Here is a 22,091-nt window from a genome sequence, read left to right as displayed (position 1 = left end):
TGCGAGAATAAAATTTTTAAAAATGTACAGAACGCATACTTGTGGTGAGTTAAGAGCATCGCACATTAATACTGAAGTTACCCTTTCTGGATGGGTACAAAAATCACGTGATAAGGGTTTTATGATTTGGGTAGATTTACGTGACCGTTACGGAATTACACAGTTAATCTTCGACGAGGAACGCACTTCTAAAGACTTAATGGAGAAGGCAAAAACTTTAGGGCGTGAGTTTGTAGTACAAGTTACTGGAAAAGTTATTGAGCGTCAATCTAAAAACGCAAATATTCCAACAGGTGATGTAGAGGTTTTAGTATCTAGTTTAGAAATTTTAAACGAAGCTAAATTACCACCTTTTACAATAGAAGATGAAACGGATGGAGGTGAAGATTTACGTATGAAATATCGTTATTTAGATATTCGTCGTAACCCAGTTAAAAACAGCTTAGTTTTCCGTCATAAAGTATCGATGGAAGTTCGTAAATATTTATCTGACAAAGGATTTATTGATGTGGAAACTCCATATTTAATCAAATCCACTCCAGAAGGAGCACGAGATTTCTTAGTACCTTCTCGTATGAATGCTGGTCAGTTTTATGCCTTACCACAATCACCACAAACCTTTAAACAGTTGTTAATGGTAGGTGGTATGGATAAATACTTCCAAATTGTAAAGTGTTTTAGAGATGAAGATTTACGTGCCGACCGTCAACCAGAGTTTACACAGATAGACTGCGAAATGGCGTTTGTTGAGCAAGAAGATATTTTAGAGATTTTTGAAGGAATGACGCGTCATTTATTAAAAGAAATCAACGGAGTTGAAGTAGACAAATTCCCAAGAATTACGTTTGATGAAGCCATGCGTAAATATGGTAACGACAAGCCAGATATTCGTTTCGGAATGGAGTTTGGTGAGTTAAACGAAGTAGCACAGCACAAAGATTTCAAAGTATTTAATTCAGCAGAATTAGTAGTAGGAATTGCTGTACCAGGAGGAGCTTCATACACTCGTAAAGAAATTGATAAATTAATCGATTGGGTAAAGCGTCCGCAAGTAGGAGCTTTAGGAATGGTATATGTGAAATGTAACGAAGATGGAAGCTTTAAATCATCGGTAGACAAGTTCTACGACCAAGAAGATTTAGCTAAATGGGCTGAAGCTACAGGAGCGAAGGCTGGAGATTTAATCTGTATCCTTTCAGGAAATACTAACAAAGTTCGCGCGCAATTAAGTGCGTTACGTATGGAACTAGCAGAACGTTTAGGTTTGCGTAAACCAAACGAGTTTGCTCCGTTATGGGTAATCGATTTCCCATTATTAGAGTTAGATGAAGAAACAGGTCACTACCACGCAATGCACCACCCATTTACTTCTCCAAAACCAGGTCAGTTAGCATTATTAGATACTGATCCAGGAGCTGTAAAAGCAAACGCTTACGATTTAGTGTTAAACGGAAACGAAATTGGTGGAGGTTCTATTAGAATTCATGATAAAGAAACACAAGCTATCATGTTTAAGCATTTAGGATTTACCGAAGAAGAGGCAAAAGCTCAGTTTGGATTCTTAATGGATGCTTTTGAATACGGAGCACCACCTCACGGAGGTTTAGCTTTCGGTTTAGATCGTTTGGTAGCTATTTTAGGAGGTCAAGAAACCATTCGTGATTTTATTGCTTTCCCTAAAAACAATTCAGGACGCGATGTAATGATTGATGCTCCTGCAACTATAGACGATGAGCAATTACAAGAATTGAGCATTAAACTAGATATTAAAGGGTAGTCTACCTTGTTACAAAACAAGAGGGTTACCACATCGAATACAATTTACTTCGTAATAACCAATAAAAAATCCCGTTCTAGAATTAGAATGGGATTTTTCTTTTTTATAAAAACCTACAACATTTCTTAATAAATTATATCTTTAATTATTCATATTTAGCTTTTCAAAAATTAACTAAGCATCTAGAACACAATGCCTACATCTAAAGAAGCTTATAAAAAAATATTAATTTGGAGATACAAACATATCTCTGAACGACAGTTTGTATATGTTTTAAGCATTTTAGTAGGGTTTTTAGCGGGTATTGGTACCTTAATTCTTAAGAATCTTACTTTTTACTTCCATCGTATTTTAGAAGATGGACTTATTAAAGATTATCATCATTCATTATACTTTATTTTTCCTATCATCGGGTTATTTTTAGTGTATTACATTAAAAAATATCTAATTAAAAAAGATATTGATCATGGTATTTCTACTACTTTACAATCTATTTCTAAAAAGAATGGAATTATTGAACGTTATAAAATTTATGCTTCATTAATTACCGCTCCTATAACTGTAGGTTTTGGAGGTTCTGTAGGGCTACAAGGCCCTGCTGTAAGTACTGGTGCTGCCTTAGGCTCTGGTGTTGCTCAGCTTTTTCATATGAATATGAGAACTCGTATGCTGCTAATTGGTTGTGCTACCGCTGGTGCGATGTCTTCAATGTTCAAAGCTCCTATTGCTGCTATCATTTTTGCAGTGGAAATTTTTAGTTTGGATCTTGCTTTTGCATCTTTAGTTCCTTTATTATTAGCATCGGTTTCAGCGGTGATTACTTCTTATTTCTTTTTAGGAAAAGATGTATTATTTAGTGTACAACTACAAGATGCTTTTGAAATTAACGATCTTATCTTTTACATAGCCTTGGCTATTTTTACAGGGTTTTCTTCTGTATATTTTTCTAAAATCTATTTTAGAATTATTAATTTTTTCAAAAAATACACTCCTTTTAAACGATTAGTATTTGGTGGAATTGCAATTGGTATAATGCTGTTTTTAATTCCTCCTTTATTTGGTGAAGGTTATGGAATTATCAACAATTTATTGTCTGAAAATGCCAGTGCCGCTCTTAAGAATATTCATTACAACATTGATTTTAATAATGTTTGGATGGTTATTATTTTTCTGTTAATTATTGGTGTTTTTAAAGTAATTGCCATGACTACTACTTTTGCTGCTGGCGGAGTTGGTGGTATTTTTATTCCTACACTTGTTATGGGAAGTGCTTTGGGAAATGTTACTGCTAAAATTATCAATCAATTCGGGTTTGATGTCTCAGAAACTAACTTCACATTGATTGGTATGACGGGCTTAATGGCTGGTGTTTTACACGCACCTTTAACGGCTATTTTTTTAATTGCTGAAATAACTGGAGGTTATGATTTATTTGTTCCATTAATGCTTGTTTCTGCTGTTTCCTATGCTATTACCAAGTATTTTGTATCAAATTCTATTTACACAATTGAACTAGCAGAACGTGGCGAGTTAATTACGCATAACAAAGATAAAAATGTGATGATGATGATGAAAACGAGTCAAATTATTGAAAAAAACTTTGTGAAAATTCATCCTGAAATGAGTCTTGGAGATATGCTAAAAAAAGCAGTTGCCAAATCAAAACGTAATATTTTTCCTGTGGTTGATAATGAAGATAAGTTTATGGGGATTGTTTTATTAGATGATATCCGCCCTATGATGTTTAATCAAGAATTATATGAAACTACGAAGGTAAGAGATATTATGAAAATTGCTCCGGCAATTATTTTTTATAATGACACCACTGAAAAAGTCATGCAAAAATTTAAAGAAAGTGGCGCATGGAATTTACCCGTGGTAAAAAACAGAGTGTACATTGGTTTTATTTCTAAATCAAAACTACTTTCAGTATATAGAAAAAAATTGTTAGAGGTTACTGTGTAGCTAAAAACTGAACCATTTTATCTGGAAAATCGGTAAAACCGCCATCAACATTTGCTTCAAAAAACAGTACTTGCATCATTTCTTCAAAAGAAGAAAATTCACCCAGTTGATCTGCTCTAAAAGTATATGAATGTACTTGTAGTCCTAATTTGTGAGCATCTTTAACTAGTGTTGTAAACTGCCACTTCTCTCCTACTTTTTTATCTAAAATTTGCTTGTACCAAGGCCCCAACCCGTCTGCATACGATGCAAAATGTGTTAATTCTTTGGTTTCTTCAGGGAACTCAATTAATTGTACTAAGAATAATTCGGACTTCAATTCTTTTCGAACTCTTTCCAATTCTTTCGCATCAAAACATTGAAACATACATTTATCGTTCGTTGTTTTGTAGCCATAGCTTGAAAGGATATCCAACGAAATTTTAGCAATATCTTTTCCATTTTTATGATGAAATGCTGGGTTTTTAATTTCTGGATAAATTCCGATATTTTTTCCTGTGGAAGCATTTAGTCCTTGAATTAGCTCTATTTCCTCTTGTAAAGAGTGTAATTTAAAGTTGCCTCTCCCCTTCGGAAATCGATTCGGGTACACTTGTTCTCCTGTTTTCGGATTAAAACGTTCTGTTACATTTAGTTTTTGTAATTCTCCAAACGTAAAATCAATTACATAAAAACGTTCATCTTCTCGTTTTTTTTCTGGATATTTTTCAGCAACATCAGTAACATCATCCAAATAAATATCATGAATTACAATTGGGATGTTATCTTTACTCAATACTAAATCTTGTTCTATATAATCAGGATTCATTGCGTATGCCATGGCTTTGGCTTCCATCGTGTGTTCTGGTAAGTATCCTGAGGCTCCTCGATGAGCGATTACAACTTTCTCTTTCATATTGGTCAGTTTAGTTTCTGGCTTGCATCCGAAGAAAAATATCAAGAAAAACAGCGCATAAATTTGTTTCATTATTTACAAGTATACTTGGGCGGTTAAAACTAGCATTGTAAAAATGGTTAAGATAATTACTAACGGAATTACAAACTTTAACCATTTATCATATCCTACTTTCACAATAGCTAAAGATGCTAAAATTAAGCCTGTTGGATTGATAAAAGCAAACAAACCCATACCATATTGGTAGGTATTTACAATAACTTCTCTACCAACACCAACTGTATCTGCCAATGGAGACATGATGGGCATCGTTAACACTGCCATTCCTGATGAACTTGGAATAAAAAATGATAGTCCTGAATAAATGAATAACATTACATTGGTAAAAATTCCTTTAGACATTCCTGTAGTAAACTCGCTTGCGTGTTGTAAAATAGTGTCGCTTATTAAACCTTGTTCCATTAATACGGAAACTCCTCGTGCAATACCGATAATAAAAGCAACTCCTAATAAATCTCCTGCTCCTTTAATAAACGTGTTTACAAAGTTTTCTTCTTTCATCTTAGCTAAAAAACCTATTAAAATAGCACCTATTAAAAACACCACGGTCATTTCTTCAAACCACCATCCTAAACGAGATACTCCATAAATCATAATTACAAAACACATGGTAAAAATGGTTAATATAATTCGTAGTCTACCTGTTAAGCTATGTGTACTTGATGTTGAACTGCCAAAAAGACTTTCAATCATTTCTTTTTGATCGTAAATAATGGATTTTGTTGGGTCTTTTTGAACTTTGTTTGCATAACGTAAAATATAAATTACACATATTATAATTCCTCCAATTAGCATTAACAACCTCCCTGTAAAGCCAGTAGTCCAATTAATTCCTGCTGCATCTGAAGCAATAATAACACTAAACGGGTTTACCGTTGAACACATTGTACCAATCGACGACCCAATATACACACAAGCTAAAGCTACTATAGCATCGTATTTTGCTGCTAAAAATATAGGAATTAGTATTGGATAAAAGGCAATGGTTTCTTCTGCCAACCCAAAAGTTGTACCTCCTACAGCTATTAAGGTTGTTACCACAAATATAAGCCAGTACTCTTTTCCTTTCAATGTTTTTGCTAACCAAGCTATTCCAGCATCAAAAGCACCTGTGAAATTCATTATTCCTATAATTCCTCCTAAAATCAGGACAAATAAAATAATATCTGACGATTGAATGATTCCTTTTATTGGCGATTTAAAAAAGTCTAAAAAACCCTGTGGTTTTGGATCTAGCTGAGTATACGTTCCTGGTACACTGATTGGTTTTGCTATATCACCGTTGATAAACTTTTCTAATGGAATTTTAATTCCTAAGCCTTCTAATGTTTCTTGACTTGCCTCTATTGTTTTCTCTTCCTCTAAGTGTAAATACGTAAATGAATTATTGTTTTTCTGATACTGTAACGTGTCAAACTTACCTGCTGGTACAAACCATGTTAAAATAGCTACCAACCCTGCAATTAATAATAAGATAGTATGCGGAGTTGGGAATTTAATGTTTTTCAAAATGTAAAATTATTTTTTGTTAAAAGTAACAAAAACTTGCTGTTTTAATATTTAAAGAAGTTTAAAGTTCCTTCAAAAAATTTATATTTACATCGTATTTAAAAAATTAATTATGGAAAACTCATTTGAACCAAAAGTGCTTGTTGCACAAGTATCAGAAACTGACAGAATTGCTTTTTACAAAAAAACCTATGCGCACGTTGCTGGTGGTGTATTATTGTTTGTTTTGTTTGAATATTTATTTTTACAAAGTGCTACGATTGTTGAATTTGCCTTATCAATGACCCAAGGTTATAAATGGTTATTGTTACTGGGTGGTTTTATGTTAATTACAAACTATGCAGAAAGTACTGCCTTAAAAACTTCTGACAAAAACTTACAATACTTAGCATATTCAGGGTATATCTTTGCTGAAGCATTTATTTTTATCCCTTTAATTTACATTGCTATTTCTTATACCAATAATTTTGATGTTATAAAACAAGCAGGAATTGTTACGTTAGCATTGTTTGTTGGAATTTCATCAATCGTTTTTATTACTAAAAAGGATTTTTCTTTTATTAGAGCTGGATTATCTGTTGGTTTCTTTATCGCTATCGGATTAATAATAGCTGGTGCTTTATTCGGATTTAATTTAGGTTTATGGTTTTCTGTTGGAATGTGTGTGTTAGCAGCTGGTTCTATTTTATACCAAACATCTAACTTAGTTCACAAGTTTTCTACGGATGATTACATTCCTGCAGCATTAGGCTTATTTGCTTCTTTAATGCTATTATTCTGGTATGTATTACAAATATTTATGTCAAGAGATTAGTAAAAAACTATTATAAACTAAAAAAGCCTCCATTTGGAGGCTTTTTTATATTCTTATGCTAAATTCTTCTAACTTAACATCATTTGCGCTTTCTTAACTGCGTTTACCAATACATCAACTTCTTCTTTGGTATTATAAAAAGAAAAAGAAGCTCGTACTGTTCCTGGGATACAATAAAAATCCATAATAGGTTGTGCACAATGGTGACCTGTACGAACAGCAACACCTAACTTATCTAAAATTGCTCCAACATCATACGGGTGTATTCCTTCTAAATTAAAAGAGATAACAGATGTTTTGTTAGTTGTTCCATAGATTTTTAATCCATCTATTTTTTCTAATTCTTGGGTTGCGTACGATAACAGTTCGTTTTCTTGCTTCTCTATGTTGTCAAAACCAACTGAATTCATATAATCTACAGCAACTCCAAAAGCTATTCCTCCACAAATATTAGGTGTACCCGCTTCAAACTTATGAGGTAACCCTGCATAGGTTGTTTTTTCAAAAGTTACGGTTTCAATCATCTCTCCTCCTCCTTGGTATGGTGGTAATAACTGCAATAGCTCTTCTTTCCCATACAACATTCCAACACCTGTTGGCCCACACATTTTATGAGCCGAAGCCACATAAAAATCAGCATCTAATGCTTGTACATCTGGTTTTATGTGCGGTACTGCTTGTGCACCATCAATCAACACATAAGCACCAAATTTGTGTGCAGCATGAATAATTTCTTTTATTGGATTAATTGTTCCTAATGCATTAGATACATGATTACAAAAAACTAATTTTGTTTTTGGGTTCAACAATTCATGGTATATATCCATGCGTAAAGAACCATCTTCATCCATCGGAATTACTTTTAAAATAGCTCCTGTTTTTTCACATAACATTTGCCAAGGCACAATGTTAGAATGATGCTCTAAAGCTGAAACAATTATTTCATCTCCTTCTTGTAAAATAGACGCGAAACCAGATGCTACAATATTAACTCCATGTGTTGTTCCTGAAGTTAAAATAATTTCATACGAATGCTTCGCATTGAAATGTTTTTGAATCTTAATTCTGGCTTCCTCATACTTATCAGTTGCTTCCTGACTTAATGTATGTACACCTCTATGAATATTTGCATTGTAATTAGAGTAATAATCTACAATAGTGTCAATTACTACCTGTGGTGTTTGTGAAGTTGCTCCGTTATCTAAATACACTAATTTTTTTCCATGTACTTCTCTTTGTAAAATAGGAAAATCAGCGCGAATTTTATCTATACTAAACATATAAAATATCAAATTTAGTACAAAGGTAGGGCTTGCGTTTTAAATACAAACATCAAACAATTAAATTCTTACATTTGCTAGAAACCCATTCCATGAAAAATTTAAAAAGAATTCTTTTACTCGTTTTAATTGCTTTAACAATTGCTGTTTTTTACAACTATCCGAAGTTAAATATTTTGGCAGGATACTCCGCTAAAAATACCGCTTCATCAGTATTTTTGGCAGGAAGAAGTTTAGCTTTTACAGATACAAATGACAACAATTTTTCTCCCATAAATATTACTTCTGATCAAATTAATACAGAAGAAAAGTCAGCTACAGGTTCAGTGTACGGATTGCTAAAAAGAAAAGCTGTATACAGAAAAGGTCTTGGAGCTGTTTTGGTTACTAATGATTTTGATGTTACCAAACCTCAACTTACTCCAAAACGTTCAAAACCTGATAATATCACTCCTTTTCCTTATGGAAATGCAGATCATAAAGACACTATTTTCGCTAACATTGATTATACAAAACTAAACGAAACTATTGATACTATTTTTAATGATAGAAATCAAACACGCTCGGTAGTAGTGGTATATAAAGACAAGGTTATTTTTGAAAAATATGATACTGGTTTTACCAAAGAATCGAAGCAGTTAGGTTGGTCTATGACCAAAAGTATTACAGGTACTTTGTTCGGGATTTTAAAATGTCAAGGAAAAATTGATGTTCAAGAAAACAACTTATTTTCTGAGTGGGAAAACGACAATCGTAAAAACATTACGATTCATAATTTACTACAAATGAATTCTGGTTTGGAATGGAATGAAGATTACAACACTATTTCAGACGTTACTAAAATGTTGTTTTTAGAAAAAGACATGACCAAGGTACAGGTAAGCAAACCATTGGTAGGAAAACCAAACGAAACTTGGAATTACTCTTCTGGAACGTCTAATTTGTTATCGGGTATTTTACAAACAAAATTCAACACACACCAAGAGTATCTTGATTTTTGGTATAGTGGTTTGATTGATAAAATAGGCATGAACTCAATGATTGTTGAAACGGATATGAGTAACCACTTTGTAGGCTCTTCATACGCCTGGGCAACGGCAAGAGATTGGGCTAAACTTGGTTTGTTATACTTACATAACGGAGAGTGGAACGGAGAACATTTGTTTGATAAAGACTGGGTAAACTACTCTACAACGCCTACTCCAACTTCTGATGGTTGGTATGGGGCACAAATTTGGTTAAATGCTGGTGGGCGTTATCCTGATGCTCCAAAAAATATGTTTTCTTTTAACGGATATAAAGGTCAAAATGTATTTATTTTGCCTAGTCAAGATTTGGTTGTAGTTCGTACAGGACTTACCAAAAACGCAGACGTAAATACCTTGTTAAAAGGAATTATAAATTCTATTAAAAATTAAACCATGAATCCATTTTATTATGTGCTTTCTATAAACGGATTGCTTTTTTTATTCAGTATTATTTTTCATTTTTTCCCTCCTAAAAAAATCAATGCTATTTATGGGTATCGTACTAATAAAACTATGAAAAATGATACTATTTGGCAATTTGCCAATACTTTTTTCACTAAAGAGTTTATGAAGTATTCAGCAGTTTCTTTGGTTGCTTCGTTGGTTTTAGCCTTTATATCAAAAGAATTAACATGGCAACCTATGGCAATTATGTTATTATCATTAGCCGTATCTGTTGTTAAAACCGAACAAGAAATAAATAAGAACTTTGATGGGGATGGAAATAGGAAGTAAAACTCATCAAGACGTTTTAACCAAAAGACCTTGATGTTTTTGTAAAAACATCAAGGTCTTTTTTTCAACTCATATGTGTCTTTTGTAGAAACCTCCTCTACAAATTACTTTTTATACTCTTTTTTAAGCAGTGTAATATCATCAATAATTTTCTGCATATTTTCTTTTTTAGTTCCATCATACGAACCTCTTATGCGTCCTTCTTTATCAATTAACACAAAATTCTCTGTGTGAACCCAATCGCTTTCTCCGCCATCTCCTTCATCCAATACAGCAAAATAGTGTTTACGTGCTAAGTTGTAAATATGTTTCTTTTCTCCTGTTGTTACATTCCATTTTCCATCAATCACCCCTTTTTCAGTTGCATACTTTCGTAATTGTGGAACGCTATCCATTACTGGAGTCACGGAGTGTGATAAAAACATGATGTCGTCATCATTTTTATAATGCTCTTGCAACTCACTCATATTATACGCCATCGCAATACAAATAGTTTGACAACGGGTAAAAAAGAAATCGGCTATATAAATCTTTCCTTTATAATCAGCATTCGTAATCGTATCTCCATTCTGGTTAATTAAGCTAAACTCACCTACTCTATGGTTTTTTGTTCTGTTTCTTACAGAAGCATCCACCAATTTAGGGTTAATATCAGCAGGGTTATAAATAGGCAGTTTGTTATCAACTTTTACCAAATGATAAAAAACAGGAACTCCAATAGCACAAAAAACTAAAATAAAAATTAAGGTGCTTTTTGATTTTTTAAAGAATTTAATATCCACAGTACTAAAATTTTCTACAAAAATACGACTAAAAACAGCGTTTATAAACCACTATCCTAAAAACTTTGTTAAAACCAAAGGCTAACTTACGTGCAAACTTTTACAACTGTTGTTAAAAACGTACATTTGTCAGATTTTAAATTTAGACGAACACCATTTATGGAGATTTTAATAAAAGCATCACAGTTTATTTTAAGCTTATCGCTCTTAATCGTTTTGCACGAATTAGGACACTTTATTCCTGCCAAATTATTCAAAACCCGAGTAGAAAAATTCTATCTGTTTTTCGATTATAAATTCTCTTTATTTAAAAAGAAAGTAGGAGAAACTGTTTATGGTATTGGTTGGATTCCGTTAGGAGGTTATGTGAAGATTGCGGGAATGATTGATGAGAGCATGGATACTGAACAAATGCAAAAACCTGCGCAACCTTGGGAATTTCGTTCTAAACCTGCATGGCAACGTTTAATTATTATGTTAGGTGGTGTTATTGTAAACTTTATACTAGGTATTTTAATTTATATATGTTTAATGTGGGCTTATGGTGAGAAATACTTACCGAATGAAAGCTTAAAAGATGGAGTTTGGGTTCAAGACCAATTAGGAAAAGATTTAGGTTTAGAAACTGGAGATAAAATCTTAACTATTGACGGACAAAAAATTGAGAAGTTCGGAGAGCTTCCTTTAGAGTTCATCAATGGTACTAATTACACAATAGAAAGAAACGGAACTGTTCTTGAAAAAGAAATTCCTACAGATTTTATCTCGAAATTAGTTGATAGAGGCAAAGATGCTGGAGCTTTTATAATGTACAGGCAACCTTTTGTAATTGGACAAGTTCCTGAAGACTCTCCAAATAGCAAAAGTGAGTTACAAAAGAAAGATATTATAACCGCTATTGATGGCGTTTCTACTCCTTATTTTGATCAAGTTCAAGTAATTTTAGAAAGTAAAAAAGGACAGGAAATAAATGTTACTGTTAAACGAAATAGCCAAAACATTACTATTCCTGCTAAAGTTTCTGACGAAGGAAAACTAGGAATTTATGCTACAAACTTACCTTTAACAGATTTAGAAAAGCTAGGGTATTACAATTTAGCTGAAAAAACTTATTCTTTTGGAGAAGCTATTCCAGCTGGTACCAAAAAAGCATGGACAACCTTAACCAACTATATTAAGCAAATGAAAAAGATTTTAAACCCTAGTACAGGTGCTTATAAAGGTTTAGGTGGATTTATTTCTATTGGAAGTATATTCCCTTCAGAGTTTAGCTGGCAAGCATTTTGGAACATTACAGCATTCTTATCTATCATGTTAGGATTTATGAATTTACTACCAATTCCTGCCTTAGACGGTGGTCACGTGGTATTTACCTTATGGGAAATGATTACTGGTAAAAAACCAGGTGATAAGTTCTTAGAATATGCTCAAATTACAGGATTTATCTTATTAATTGCCTTATTATTATTTGCCAACGGAAACGATATATTTAGGTTATTCAAATAACCTATAAGCAATACAAACTAAAAAAGCATCGTACTACTCAGTACGATGCTTTTTTAGTTTATGCTATTTTTAACTTGGCTTCTACTTATTTAAATTCTCTGCTGCGCGACGTTCTAATTCTTCTTGAAATTCTTCCATAACAGGTTTTACGGTGCTTTCTGGTATATCTGCTACCTTAATATACATTAACCCATCAATTGCGTTATTAAACTTCGGATCTACATTAAATGCAACTAAACGAGCATTTTGCTTCACATACTTCTTAATTAATACCGGAATACGTAATTCTCCTGGCTCAAGCTCGTCAATAATTTTATCAAACTTTTGCATGTCTGCCTCAGTAGCATCAAACACAAAGTCTTTATCAGCATCTTTTAATTTTACTTTAAATTCTTTCTTCGGACGAATGTATTGTGCCACATACGGATCGTAATAATGAGATTTCATAAACTCAATCATTAACGATTTTGAGAATTCAGAAAACTGATTACTTATGCTTACTCCTCCCATTAAATATTTATGTTCTGGGTAACGTAATGTAACATGTACAATCCCTTTCCACAATAAAAATAATGGCATTGGTTTTTGTTGATATTCTTTAATAATAAAGGCACGTCCCATTTCAATGGTTTTTTCCATCATAGGGTATAATTCTGGCTCTATTCTAAATAATGTTTGAATATAAAAACCATTTATTCCGTGTTTCTTAAAAATATCTTTTCCTAAGCCCATTCTATAGGCTCCTACCAATCTGTTTTGTTGGTCATCCCATAAAAATAAGTGGTGGTAATATTTATCAAACCTATCTAAATCAATAGGTTTATTTGTTCCTTCTCCTACTTCTCTAAAGGTAATTTCACGTAAACGACCTATTTCATGTAAAATATTTGGTATTTCTTTTGCACTAGCAAAAAACACCTCGTAGTTCTTACTCTGTAATAATCTACTTCCCTTTTCTCGTAAAGCGTCAACTTCTTTTACAAATAACTCTGGTGATTTTTGAGAAGTGATTTTTTTAGCTTTCTTCGGAATTTTTAAATTGTGTGTTGACAATATTTTCGGAGATGCTTTCTCATACGGATTCGCCAACATATACGTTTTTCTACGTAAAAACTGGTAAAAATCAGGTATTTCAGTAAATGAATCTTGATCTTTAACTGATATAGGCTTACCAATTCTTACTTTGATAACTCTATTTTTCTGAGATAATAATTCTGACGGAAGCTTTGCTGTTCTTAGCGTATCACTAATCTTAGACAATGTGTAAAACAACTGACTATTTTTAGCGTGAAAATAAATAGGAATAACAGGTACTTTCGCTTTTTTTATCAAGCGTACAGCTCCTTGCTCCCATTCTTTATCAACCATTAGCTTTCCATCACGATACGTAGATACTTCTCCTGCAGGAAAAAGTCCTAACGGCTTTCCTTCTCTTAAATGTAATAAGGCATTTTTAATTCCTGCTACACTCGATTTAGCATCCTTATGATTCTCAAAAGGATTTACTGGCATTACATAAGGCTTTAAAGGCTCTATTCTATGCAGTAAAAAATTTGCTATAATCTTGTAATCAGTTCTATGCTCTAATAAGAGTTTTAATAATAAAATACCATCTATCCCTCCAAGCGGATGGTTAGAAATTGTTATAAAAGGTCCTTCCTTAGGAATACGTTTTAAATCTTCTTCAGGAATTTCAAACTCTATTTGAAACTCATCAAGCAAACCATTTAAAAAAGGTAAATCTTTTTTGTGCTTGTGCTTGTTATAAATTTCATTGGCGGTAGAAATTCGCAAAACTTTCATCAGCAACCAACCTGAAAACGTTCCGAAAACGCCGAACTTGTCGGCTCCTATTGCTTTTGCAACTTCTTTAGGTGTTACTAATCCCATACATAGTTATCAATTGACATAACTGCAAATATAATCGATTTTTTGCAAGCTTTACATGTTTTCTTGAATCACTAACTGTGCAGTTTCAGTATTTATTTGACGAATGATTGATTTTCCTCGCTTTCTTATTGTTTTTATCGCTTCATCATTAAAGTGACGAATTGTGTATAAAGTAGTATCCTTATAAGCTCTAATTTTGTAAGCGCCTTTTAAATCATTGTAAAAATTCTCAAAATTATTGTACTTATCTTCTATACAAACAGAAAAACTAATCGCTGAATTCTGAATTAGGTTTACTTTTAAATTATAGTCGTGTAGCTTTTTAAAGACATCACTAATATTATCTTCTACCATAAAAGAGAAATCTTTTGCTGAAATTGCTACTAAAATTTGATTTTTCTTTACGATAAAACAAGGAACTTCTGGTGTTATTTTTTTCCCTCTCCCAACACATGTTCCTAATTTTGTAACATCTTCAAACGAACGCACATATAATGGGATGTTCTTTTGTTCTAAAGGTTGAATTGTTTTTGGGTGAATTACTGAGGCTCCGTAAAATGCCATTTCAATAGCTTCTGTATACGAAATTTCTTGTAATAAAGCTGTTTCTGAAAACACTCTAGGATCAGCATTTAATACTCCTTGAACATCTTTCCAAATAGTAACACTATCAGCATCCAAACAATACGCAAAAATACCTGCGGTATAATCGGAACCTTCTCTTCCTAACGTTGTTGTTTCTGTACCAAACCCTCCTAAAAATCCTTGTGTAATATTTAATTTAGATACATCTACTTTTTCTTGAATTTGTTGTTGTGTCTGCTCCCAATTAATTTTAGCATCACGATAAGTACCATCGGTTTTTATGTACTCTCTTACATCTAACCATAGGTTCTCTACTCCTATTTCAGACAAATAAGCACTTACAATAGTAGTAGATAAAAACTCTCCAAAACCAACCATTTGATCATACACATAATTATAATCTTTAGAAGTGTTTCGAGCCATGAAACCACTCAATTCACCAAATAAATGATTTACTTTATTATATACTTCATGGTTTGTGCTGAACAAATTGTTCAACATATTTTGATGAAAGCCTTCTACAAAGCTCAAAGAATCTTTAAGACTTTCTTTTTTATAGAAATAATCATTAACCACCTGCTCAAAAGCGTTGGTCATTTTTCCCATGGCAGAAATTACAACCAACGTATTTTCTGTACCTTCATGTTGCAATACTTTTGCAACATTTTTTACTCCATTCGCATCTTTTACCGATGCTCCTCCAAACTTAAATATTCTCATTACAAAATTGTTCTAAGCTTTGTTCATTCATATGACATACTCTCCACTCATCATATACCGTTGCTCCTGTACTTTTATAAAAATCAACAGCCCCTGTATTCCAATCTAATACTTCCCACGCCACTCTTTTGCAATTGTTTTTATGTGCATAATTCATAACAGCACTATACAATGCTTTTCCGGCTCCAATACCTCTTTTAGATTGCGTTACCATTAGATCTTCTAAGTGAATTGCTTTTCCTTTCCATGTAGAATAGCGTTCATAAAACAACGCCATACCTATAATCTTATTATCTTCTTCAGCTACAAAGGTTTTAAACTTCGGTTTTTCAGAAAAACCATCTTTAACAATGTCTTCTACCGTAATTTTAACCGCGTTGGGTTCCTTCTCAAAAACAGCTAATTCGACGATTAAATCTAATATAGCTTGAGCATCTTTTTGCTCTCCTGATCTGATAATAAAACTCATTTCTTACTTTTTTTGGTAAAGATACTTCTCTTAAAACTTTCTGATAAAACAAATGAAAAATTAAAACACATCATATTTTTTTGTTGAAAATTTTAAAATACTAAATAAAAGTTGGCATCTTTGTACACACAACACAAAAATTTGACATGAGTAACAAGCATATGACGCTGGGTGAGTTTATCATCAGCAAACAAAAAGACTTTAAATATTCTTCTGGTGAATTATCTCGTTTAATAAATTCTATCCGTTTAGCTGCTAAAGTAGTAAACCACGAAATTAGAAAAGCAGGATTGGTTGATATTACTGGAGCTGCTGGTGATATCAATGTACAAGGTGAAGCGCAACAAAAATTAGATGTTTTAGCCAACGATTTATTTAAACAAACATTGATTAATCGTGAAATTGTTTGTGGTATTGCTAGTGAAGAAGAAGACGACTTTGTTGTAGTTGAAGGTCAAAACAAAGCCAACGAAAATAAATATGTGTTGTTAATGGATCCTTTAGATGGGTCATCTAACATTGATGTAAATGTTTCTGTAGGAACTATTTTTTCTATTTACAGAAGAATTTCTCCTGTTGGAACCCCTGTAACTAAAGAAGACTTTTTACAAAAGGGTAGCGAGCAAGTAGCTGCAGGTTATGTAGCTTATGGTACCTCAACTATGTTAGTTTTTACTACTGGTAATGGAGTGAATGGATTTACGTTAAATCCTGCTATTGGTACTTTTTACTTATCGCACCCAAACATGAGTTATCCTGAAATTGGTAGAATTTACTCAGTAAGTGAAGGGTATTTCACACATTTCCAAGAAGGAATGAAACGTTTCTTAATTCACTGTAAAGAATTAAACGAAGCAGATAACCGTCCGTATACAGCACGTTATATTGGCTCGTTAGTTTCAGATTTTCATAGAAATATGATAAAAGGTGGTGTATATATTTATCCTGCTACTGCTATAACACCAAAAGGAAAGTTACGTTTATTATACGAATGTAATCCTATGGCGTTTATTTGTGAGCAAGCAGGTGGTAAAGCTTCTGATGGGTTTACTCGTATTTTAGATATTAAACCAACCGAACTACACCAACGTGTACCTTTTTATTGTGGAAGTATACAAATGGTTGAAAAAGCGGAAGAGTTTATGACTAAATTTTCATCTGATGATAAACCAATATACTAAATAATAGTTATTATTTATACTCAAATAAATTATCCATAAGGCAAACAGTTGTTTGCCTTATTTTTTTGGGTTAAATTTACATTCGGAAAAACGAAAAAATTAATCTATTAAAAAACAAATAATTATGGCTTTTAACTTACCAGAATTAGGATACGCTTACGACGCTTTAGAACCACATATAGATGCTAGAACTATGGAAATTCACCATAGCAAGCACCACAACGGATATACTACTAAATTAAATGCTGCTATTGAAGGTACTGATTTAGAAGGAAAATCTATCGAAGATATTTTAACTAACTTAGACATGAACAACGCTGGTGTTCGTAACAATGGTGGTGGTTTTTACAATCACTCTTTATTCTGGACAGTAATGAACCCAGAAGATAGAGGTTATTTATCTGGAGAATTAAAAGATGCTATCGAAGCTGAATTTGGTTCAAAAGAAGCGTTTATCGATGCTTTTTCTAAAGCAGCTGCTACACAATTTGGTTCAGGATGGGCTTGGTTATGTGTACACAAAGGAGGAAAAGTAGAAGTTTGCTCTACTCCTAACCAAGACAACCCATTAATGCCTGGTGTTACTTGTGGTGGAACTCCTATCTTAGGATTAGACGTTTGGGAACACGCTTATTACTTAAACTACCAAAACCGTCGTCCTGATTACATTGAAGCTTTCTTTAAAGTAATCAACTGGAACGAAGTAGAAAGAAGATATGCTGCAGCTAAATAATTTTAGCTTTTGCAATAAATAAAAAAGACCTGCAAAATGCAGGTCTTTTTTATTATGATACTTTTTGATATCGAAAACTTTTTGTTCTTTCTTCAAAACTTGTTTGTTCTATTGGTAAAACAGCATTTTCAAACAACTCTAGTAAATCTTCTGAGTGTTTTGCTGTAGATAATTTTATCAAATCAAAATACACGAAAGAGCTCCAAAGTATCGCTTTCAATTCTGTTTTCTCTTCATTCCACATACGTATTTCAACTAACAAATTTCTTTCTCCATAATTAAGTAACTGAGAATCTATTGTTACTGTTTCCATTAAGGTTGCTGGTTTTAAATAAGCTATTTGATGTGAACCTACCACCCAGCTCTTTCCTCTTTCTTTTCCGTGTTGGTAGATATCCAAATTATAATTAGCTATTAATTGATCTTCTCTAGCATTGATAAGGTAATTAAAATAAGATGCATTATTTAAATGATTAAAAGGATCGCAATCTTGAAATCTGATTTTTGTTTTGCTTTCTAAAATTTTTGGTATTTCCATGGTATTAAGTTTGAAATATACCATTCGGTATATTTTTGATTAAAAAAATAGTTATTTCTGTAATTCTTGTTTTATAATTTGTTGTAGTACTGTAGATACATCTTTTAAGTAACAGTCATCTTTCATTATATGTGTCATATATACCGCTCCTTCAATCATGTAAAAAAAGCGTTTAGCATATAACATACTATCTATTGAATTTTTAATCTCATTGGCTTCTTTTGCTTTTTCAATGAGTATAGAAAACTGTTCTAAAATTCTGTGATTGTACGATTGAACCAGTTGAGCAATTACCTTATTTTGATTATTAGCATCTACACCGATGTTTAAAATAGGGCAACCGCCAAATTGCTTATTATATTCATAATAACCTTCATAAAAAAGTGCCACATTAAGTAACATTTCTATAGGTGTCTCACCCTTATTAACAGTTTCATTAAGGTCTTTTAGTACTTTTCTTACTGAAAACTTAAACGATTCTATGGCTAACTCTTCTTTGTTTTCAAAATGTCCGTAAATGGCTCCTTTAGTCAAACCTGTAGCCTCTGTAATTTTAGATAAGCTCATGGCTGCATAGCCATTCTTATTAAAAATAGGAGCTACTGTTTCTATTATAAAAGCCTTTGTTCTTTCTGATTTAGACATTTTTTAAAAAAGTTTGAGATACAAATATACACAAAATATACTGAACGGTATATTTTATCCTTGAAAGGATAAAAAAACCGAAGCTTTGATGCTTCGGTTTTTTTCATTTTTATTCTTGGTTGTCTTTTTTATTTAGAAAGTGCCTGCTCTAAATCACCTAGTAAATCATCGATATCTTCTACTCCAACACTTAAACGGATTAAAGAGTCGGTAATTCCTATTTTTAAACGATCAGCTTCAGGAATTGATGCATGCGTCATCGTTACTGGGTGACTTACCAAGCTCTCTACTCCTCCTAGTGATTCTGCCAAGGTGAAAATTTTAGTATTTTCTAAGAAAGATAAGGCTGCTTGTTTACTCTGATCTTTTAAACGGAAAGAAACCATGCCTCCAAAATCATCCATTTGCTTTTTGGCGATTCCGTGATTTGGATGTTTTTCTAACCCTGGATAAAAGACTTCACTTACTTTTGGATGTTCTAATAAATATTGTGCTACTGCTTTTCCATTTTCACAGTGACGCTGCATACGTAAGTGTAAGGTTTTTACTCCACGTAGTGCTAAAAACGAATCCATAGGTCCTGCAATAGCTCCTGCTGCAAACTGAATAAAATGTAATTGTTCTGCAAGTTTAGCATCCTTTACCATTAAAGCTCCCATCACCAAATCAGAATGCCCTCCTAAATATTTTGTTGCCGAATGCATCACTATATCAACTCCCAAATCTAACGGACGCTGTAAATAAGGAGTTGCAAACGTGTTATCAACCGCAACTACAATAGATGTTTTTATATTTTTTACTGCTTTGTTAATTTCCTCAATATCCGCAATTTTCATTAGTGGATTGGTTGGTGTTTCAATCCAAATGAGTTTTGTTTTTTCAGAAATAGCATTGGTTACATTCGTAACCTCATTCATATCCACATACCGAAATTTCAATCCATATTTTTCAAACATGTTGGTAAACATTCGATATGTTCCTCCGTAAATATCATCTCCTGCAATTACCTCATCACCTGAATTTAACGTTCTCAACACACAATCTATCGCCGATAAACCAGAGGAAAAAGCAAATCCGTGTGTTCCGTTTTCAAGAGTAGCAAACGCACTTTCTAAAGCAGTACGCGTTGGATTAGCTGAACGTGAATACGCATATCCTTTGTTAACACCTGGACTCGACTGTGCGTAGGTTGATGTTTGAAATATAGGAGGCATTACTGCACCTGTAGCTTCTTCAGGTTTTTGACCTCCATGTATGGTTTTCGTATTGAATTTCATCTGTTAACATTTATAGTTGCCTTACTTTAAATCAACATTATATTATTAGAGAACTAAACTAACTTACTCAAGTTCATGATAATTCCTAGGTGCATTCCCTCATGTAAATTATTAAAAGCTACAGCACTTTCAAAAGAATCTATCACAAAACCTGTACTGGTTTCGTATTCTTCATACGTTTTAAAAATTCCTGCTTCAAAATCTTCTTCTAAAGTATCTGGTAATCCAATTAACAGTTCTTTTACTTCTTCAAATTCTTCTTCAGTAAAATCTTTGGTAGGAAATGTTCCTTTTCTGTATCCTTCAATTAACTCATCAGGTGCTAAGCAATCCAATCCAGACATTTTATAATGCAATAGTTGCTGTGTAACCACTAAGTGTGCTACATTCCAAGCAATGTTGTTATTAAATCCTTCTGGAATTATATGTAATTGTTCATGCGATAAACCTTCTATTCTTTTTAAAACTAACGCTCTCGATTTTTTTAAAACTTCAAATTGTTTGTTCATTTTTCTAGTTATTTTAGCTATTTCAAAGATACCTATTTAGCCATGAAAACCTACAATGAGTGTTTGTTATTTAATGGTTAAAACTAAACTATAGCCAATACAATAAAAACGTAAACAGATGAAAAAAGTTTATTTTTTACAAACTTGTGATACTTGTCGAAGAATTTTAAAAGAAGTAAATATTAACGGATTTGAAAAGCAAGAAATAAAAACCAACCCAATTACAGTTGCTCAGCTGGAATCAATGCGCGAGTTAACAGACAGCTACGAAAGTTTATTTAATAAACGTGCTAAACTGTATCGAGAAATGGATTTAAAGAATCAAAATTTAACGGAAGCTGATTACAAACAGTATATTTTAGATGAATACACTTTTTTAAAACGCCCAGTTTTTATTGTTGATGACCAAATTTTTATTGGAAACAGTAAAAAAGTAGTAGAGAACCTAAAAGAACTTGTGGGTTAAATAACAAAAAACTCCGACTGTAAAATGTCGGAGTTTTCTATAATGCTACTTTATATACTTCCCTTCGACTACGTTCAGGGAACATAGAAGTCTTCTAATTTGAAGCTATACTTTTATTTTTTGTAGATGCTTTTACCATAGCCGATAGTTCATCCATAGTAAGGTTGGTTTTAATTCCTAACAATACCATTTCGTCACTTTTATCATGAACATTGACGATAATTTCTTTAATACGATCATTTGTTTCTCTAAAATACACCGTTACCCTTTCCTTACCATCCTTTACTCTTACTAAAGTTTTTAAATTATTTCTTCGAGCATATTTTTTAAAATCTTTTTGTACTGAAGCCATGTTGTTATTGAACACCATGATTTTATAATTTTTAGATTTCTTTAAGAAGACCCCAAACTCATTAGTATCTTCATCAGAGATGAACATATTGGCAAAAAAACTAGGAATATTTAAAGATACCTCTGCTCTACCTTTATTAGATCGGTAAAATGTTTTAAAGTTTTCTTTTTGTGCAAAAGAACTTAACACAAAAAAGCAGAAAAAGATGGTTGCAATTCGTTTCATAATAATAGTGTTTTAATTGAAGACGAAATTGTAAAGGTTAACTAATTCGTTGACAATTTTGGTTAAAAATATTAGGAGCCACACCATTTAAACTTTGGTGTGGTCTTTCTTGATTATAATAATAAATATATTGTAATATTTCCTCTTTCA

At 32.6% G+C, this 22,091-nt stretch carries 21 protein-coding genes; 9 read left to right on the top strand and 12 right to left on the bottom strand.

Going from position 1 to position 22,091, the window contains the following annotated elements; genetic code table 11:
* Positions 1-22: 22 nt before the first annotated feature.
* A complete protein-coding gene (gene aspS, locus ABMY20_RS15920) occupies positions 23-1,777 on the top strand; it encodes an aspartate--tRNA ligase (RefSeq protein WP_047788209.1) in 1,755 nt (584 codons plus the stop codon).
* A 192-nt stretch (positions 1,778-1,969) separates the two neighbouring features.
* Positions 1,970-3,742, top strand: a complete 1,773-nt coding sequence (locus ABMY20_RS15915; RefSeq protein WP_047788208.1) for a chloride channel protein — start codon at positions 1,970-1,972, stop codon at positions 3,740-3,742.
* Here the strand turns inward: ABMY20_RS15915 and glpQ are convergent.
* Positions 3,732-4,637, bottom strand: coding sequence for a glycerophosphodiester phosphodiesterase (gene glpQ, locus ABMY20_RS15910; RefSeq protein WP_349265801.1), 906 nt, complete (start codon positions 4,635-4,637; stop codon positions 3,732-3,734). The genes ABMY20_RS15915 and glpQ overlap by 11 nt on opposite strands.
* Before the next feature lie 75 nt (positions 4,638-4,712).
* The gene (locus ABMY20_RS15905; protein ID WP_253055489.1) at positions 4,713-6,206 is read right to left on the bottom strand and encodes a YfcC family protein; all 1,494 of its coding nucleotides are present in this window, start codon (positions 6,204-6,206) and stop codon (positions 4,713-4,715) included.
* Positions 6,207-6,318: 112 nt separating this feature from the next.
* Between ABMY20_RS15905 and ABMY20_RS15900 the strand changes: the two genes are divergently transcribed.
* Positions 6,319-7,020, top strand: coding sequence for a Bax inhibitor-1 family protein (locus ABMY20_RS15900; protein WP_082118594.1), 702 nt, complete (start codon positions 6,319-6,321; stop codon positions 7,018-7,020).
* Between the two features lie 68 nt (positions 7,021-7,088).
* Here the strand turns inward: ABMY20_RS15900 and ABMY20_RS15895 are convergent, their stop codons facing one another.
* A complete protein-coding gene (locus ABMY20_RS15895) occupies positions 7,089-8,300 on the bottom strand; it encodes a cysteine desulfurase (RefSeq protein ID WP_047788203.1) in 1,212 nt (403 codons plus the stop codon).
* Between the two features lie 92 nt (positions 8,301-8,392).
* On the opposite strand from ABMY20_RS15895, the gene ABMY20_RS15890 reads away from it, so the two are divergent.
* Together ABMY20_RS15890 and ABMY20_RS15885 are read left to right on the top strand one after the other, a co-directional pair.
* Complete coding sequence (locus ABMY20_RS15890) at positions 8,393-9,718, top strand: serine hydrolase (protein WP_349265800.1); 1,326 nt, start codon at positions 8,393-8,395, stop codon at positions 9,716-9,718.
* Between the two features lie 3 nt (positions 9,719-9,721).
* Positions 9,722-10,063 (top strand): SdpI family protein, encoded by a 342-nt coding sequence (locus tag ABMY20_RS15885; RefSeq protein WP_349265799.1) that lies wholly within the window; start codon positions 9,722-9,724, stop codon positions 10,061-10,063.
* Positions 10,064-10,167: 104 nt separating this feature from the next.
* Here ABMY20_RS15885 and ABMY20_RS15880 read toward each other — a convergent pair whose 3' ends face one another.
* Positions 10,168-10,845 (bottom strand): SCO family protein, encoded by a 678-nt coding sequence (locus ABMY20_RS15880; RefSeq protein WP_349265798.1) that lies wholly within the window; start codon positions 10,843-10,845, stop codon positions 10,168-10,170.
* Between the two features lie 159 nt (positions 10,846-11,004).
* On the opposite strand from ABMY20_RS15880, the gene rseP reads away from it, so the two are divergent.
* Complete coding sequence (rseP, locus tag ABMY20_RS15875) at positions 11,005-12,351, top strand: RIP metalloprotease RseP (protein ID WP_349265807.1); 1,347 nt, start codon at positions 11,005-11,007, stop codon at positions 12,349-12,351.
* Between the two features lie 81 nt (positions 12,352-12,432).
* Here rseP and ABMY20_RS15870 read toward each other — a convergent pair whose 3' ends face one another.
* Genes ABMY20_RS15870 through ABMY20_RS15860 form a run of 3 tightly spaced genes read right to left on the bottom strand, consistent with a single transcriptional unit; the run spans position 12,433 to position 16,015 of the window.
* Entirely contained in the window at positions 12,433-14,241 is a 1,809-nt protein-coding gene (locus ABMY20_RS15870; RefSeq protein WP_047788198.1) for a lysophospholipid acyltransferase family protein, read from the bottom strand.
* Positions 14,242-14,292: 51 nt separating this feature from the next.
* On the bottom strand, positions 14,293-15,546 hold the full coding sequence (locus tag ABMY20_RS15865; protein WP_349265797.1) for an aspartate kinase: 1,254 nt from the start codon (positions 15,544-15,546) through the stop codon (positions 14,293-14,295).
* Positions 15,533-16,015, bottom strand: a complete 483-nt coding sequence (locus tag ABMY20_RS15860) for a GNAT family N-acetyltransferase (protein WP_349265796.1) — start codon at positions 16,013-16,015, stop codon at positions 15,533-15,535. The genes ABMY20_RS15865 and ABMY20_RS15860 overlap by 14 nt, the downstream gene beginning before the upstream one ends.
* Positions 16,016-16,161: 146 nt before the next feature.
* Between ABMY20_RS15860 and fbp the strand changes: the two genes are divergently transcribed.
* On the top strand, positions 16,162-17,196 hold the full coding sequence (fbp, locus tag ABMY20_RS15855) for a class 1 fructose-bisphosphatase (RefSeq protein WP_159488919.1): 1,035 nt from the start codon (positions 16,162-16,164) through the stop codon (positions 17,194-17,196).
* A 124-nt stretch (positions 17,197-17,320) separates the two neighbouring features.
* Positions 17,321-17,929: a superoxide dismutase gene (locus tag ABMY20_RS15850; RefSeq protein ID WP_047788194.1), complete on the top strand. Its 609-nt coding sequence runs from the start codon at positions 17,321-17,323 to the stop codon at positions 17,927-17,929.
* Positions 17,930-17,981: 52 nt separating this feature from the next.
* Here the strand turns inward: ABMY20_RS15850 and ABMY20_RS15845 are convergent, their stop codons facing one another.
* From ABMY20_RS15845 to ABMY20_RS15830, 4 genes are all read right to left on the bottom strand, one after another.
* Positions 17,982-18,467: an acyl-CoA thioesterase gene (locus ABMY20_RS15845; protein WP_349265795.1), complete on the bottom strand. Its 486-nt coding sequence runs from the start codon at positions 18,465-18,467 to the stop codon at positions 17,982-17,984.
* Between the two features lie 51 nt (positions 18,468-18,518).
* Positions 18,519-19,112, bottom strand: coding sequence for a TetR/AcrR family transcriptional regulator (locus ABMY20_RS15840; protein WP_073182450.1), 594 nt, complete (start codon positions 19,110-19,112; stop codon positions 18,519-18,521).
* A gap of 128 nt (positions 19,113-19,240) precedes the next feature.
* Positions 19,241-20,389: a cystathionine gamma-synthase gene (locus ABMY20_RS15835; protein ID WP_349265794.1), complete on the bottom strand. Its 1,149-nt coding sequence runs from the start codon at positions 20,387-20,389 to the stop codon at positions 19,241-19,243.
* 53 nt (positions 20,390-20,442) lie between these two features.
* Positions 20,443-20,898, bottom strand: coding sequence for a DinB family protein (locus tag ABMY20_RS15830; RefSeq protein WP_349265793.1), 456 nt, complete (start codon positions 20,896-20,898; stop codon positions 20,443-20,445).
* 118 nt (positions 20,899-21,016) lie between these two features.
* Here ABMY20_RS15830 and ABMY20_RS15825 point away from each other — a divergent pair, with 118 nt between their 5' ends.
* Positions 21,017-21,364, top strand: a complete 348-nt coding sequence (locus ABMY20_RS15825; RefSeq protein WP_349265792.1) for an ArsC/Spx/MgsR family protein — start codon at positions 21,017-21,019, stop codon at positions 21,362-21,364.
* Positions 21,365-21,458: 94 nt separating this feature from the next.
* Here ABMY20_RS15825 and ABMY20_RS15820 read toward each other — a convergent pair whose 3' ends face one another.
* A complete protein-coding gene (locus ABMY20_RS15820; protein ID WP_349265791.1) occupies positions 21,459-21,941 on the bottom strand; it encodes a DUF4252 domain-containing protein in 483 nt (160 codons plus the stop codon).
* Between the last annotated feature and the right edge of the window lie 150 nt (positions 21,942-22,091).

This window comes from Tenacibaculum sp. SSH1-16, from assembly GCF_040104435.1.
Lineage (GTDB): Bacteria > Bacteroidota > Bacteroidia > Flavobacteriales > Flavobacteriaceae > Polaribacter > Polaribacter mesophilus.
This window is presented reverse-complemented; position numbering and strand designations above follow the sequence as displayed.

Bases quoted from the DNA above. Each gene is read 5' to 3' on its own strand.
- aspS (WP_047788209.1), top strand. From the start codon at position 23: ATGTACAGAACGCATACTTGTGGTGAGTTAAGAGCATCGCACATTAAT.
- ABMY20_RS15915 (WP_047788208.1), top strand. From the start codon at position 1,970: ATGCCTACATCTAAAGAAGCTTATAAAAAAATATTAATTTGGAGATAC.
- glpQ (WP_349265801.1), bottom strand. From the start codon at position 4,637: ATGAAAGAGAAAGTTGTAATCGCTCATCGAGGAGCCTCAGGATACTTA.
- ABMY20_RS15900 (WP_082118594.1), top strand. From the start codon at position 6,319: ATGGAAAACTCATTTGAACCAAAAGTGCTTGTTGCACAAGTATCAGAA.
- ABMY20_RS15895 (WP_047788203.1), bottom strand. From the start codon at position 8,300: ATGTTTAGTATAGATAAAATTCGCGCTGATTTTCCTATTTTACAAAGA.
- ABMY20_RS15890 (WP_349265800.1), top strand. From the start codon at position 8,393: ATGAAAAATTTAAAAAGAATTCTTTTACTCGTTTTAATTGCTTTAACA.
- ABMY20_RS15885 (WP_349265799.1), top strand. From the start codon at position 9,722: ATGAATCCATTTTATTATGTGCTTTCTATAAACGGATTGCTTTTTTTA.
- rseP (WP_349265807.1), top strand. From the start codon at position 11,005: ATGGAGATTTTAATAAAAGCATCACAGTTTATTTTAAGCTTATCGCTC.
- ABMY20_RS15870 (WP_047788198.1), bottom strand. From the start codon at position 14,241: ATGGGATTAGTAACACCTAAAGAAGTTGCAAAAGCAATAGGAGCCGAC.
- ABMY20_RS15865 (WP_349265797.1), bottom strand. From the start codon at position 15,546: ATGAGAATATTTAAGTTTGGAGGAGCATCGGTAAAAGATGCGAATGGA.
- ABMY20_RS15860 (WP_349265796.1), bottom strand. From the start codon at position 16,015: ATGAGTTTTATTATCAGATCAGGAGAGCAAAAAGATGCTCAAGCTATA.
- fbp (WP_159488919.1), top strand. From the start codon at position 16,162: ATGAGTAACAAGCATATGACGCTGGGTGAGTTTATCATCAGCAAACAA.
- ABMY20_RS15850 (WP_047788194.1), top strand. From the start codon at position 17,321: ATGGCTTTTAACTTACCAGAATTAGGATACGCTTACGACGCTTTAGAA.
- ABMY20_RS15845 (WP_349265795.1), bottom strand. From the start codon at position 18,467: ATGGAAATACCAAAAATTTTAGAAAGCAAAACAAAAATCAGATTTCAA.
- ABMY20_RS15840 (WP_073182450.1), bottom strand. From the start codon at position 19,112: ATGTCTAAATCAGAAAGAACAAAGGCTTTTATAATAGAAACAGTAGCT.
- ABMY20_RS15835 (WP_349265794.1), bottom strand. From the start codon at position 20,389: ATGAAATTCAATACGAAAACCATACATGGAGGTCAAAAACCTGAAGAA.
- ABMY20_RS15830 (WP_349265793.1), bottom strand. From the start codon at position 20,898: ATGAACAAACAATTTGAAGTTTTAAAAAAATCGAGAGCGTTAGTTTTA.
- ABMY20_RS15825 (WP_349265792.1), top strand. From the start codon at position 21,017: ATGAAAAAAGTTTATTTTTTACAAACTTGTGATACTTGTCGAAGAATT.
- ABMY20_RS15820 (WP_349265791.1), bottom strand. From the start codon at position 21,941: ATGAAACGAATTGCAACCATCTTTTTCTGCTTTTTTGTGTTAAGTTCT.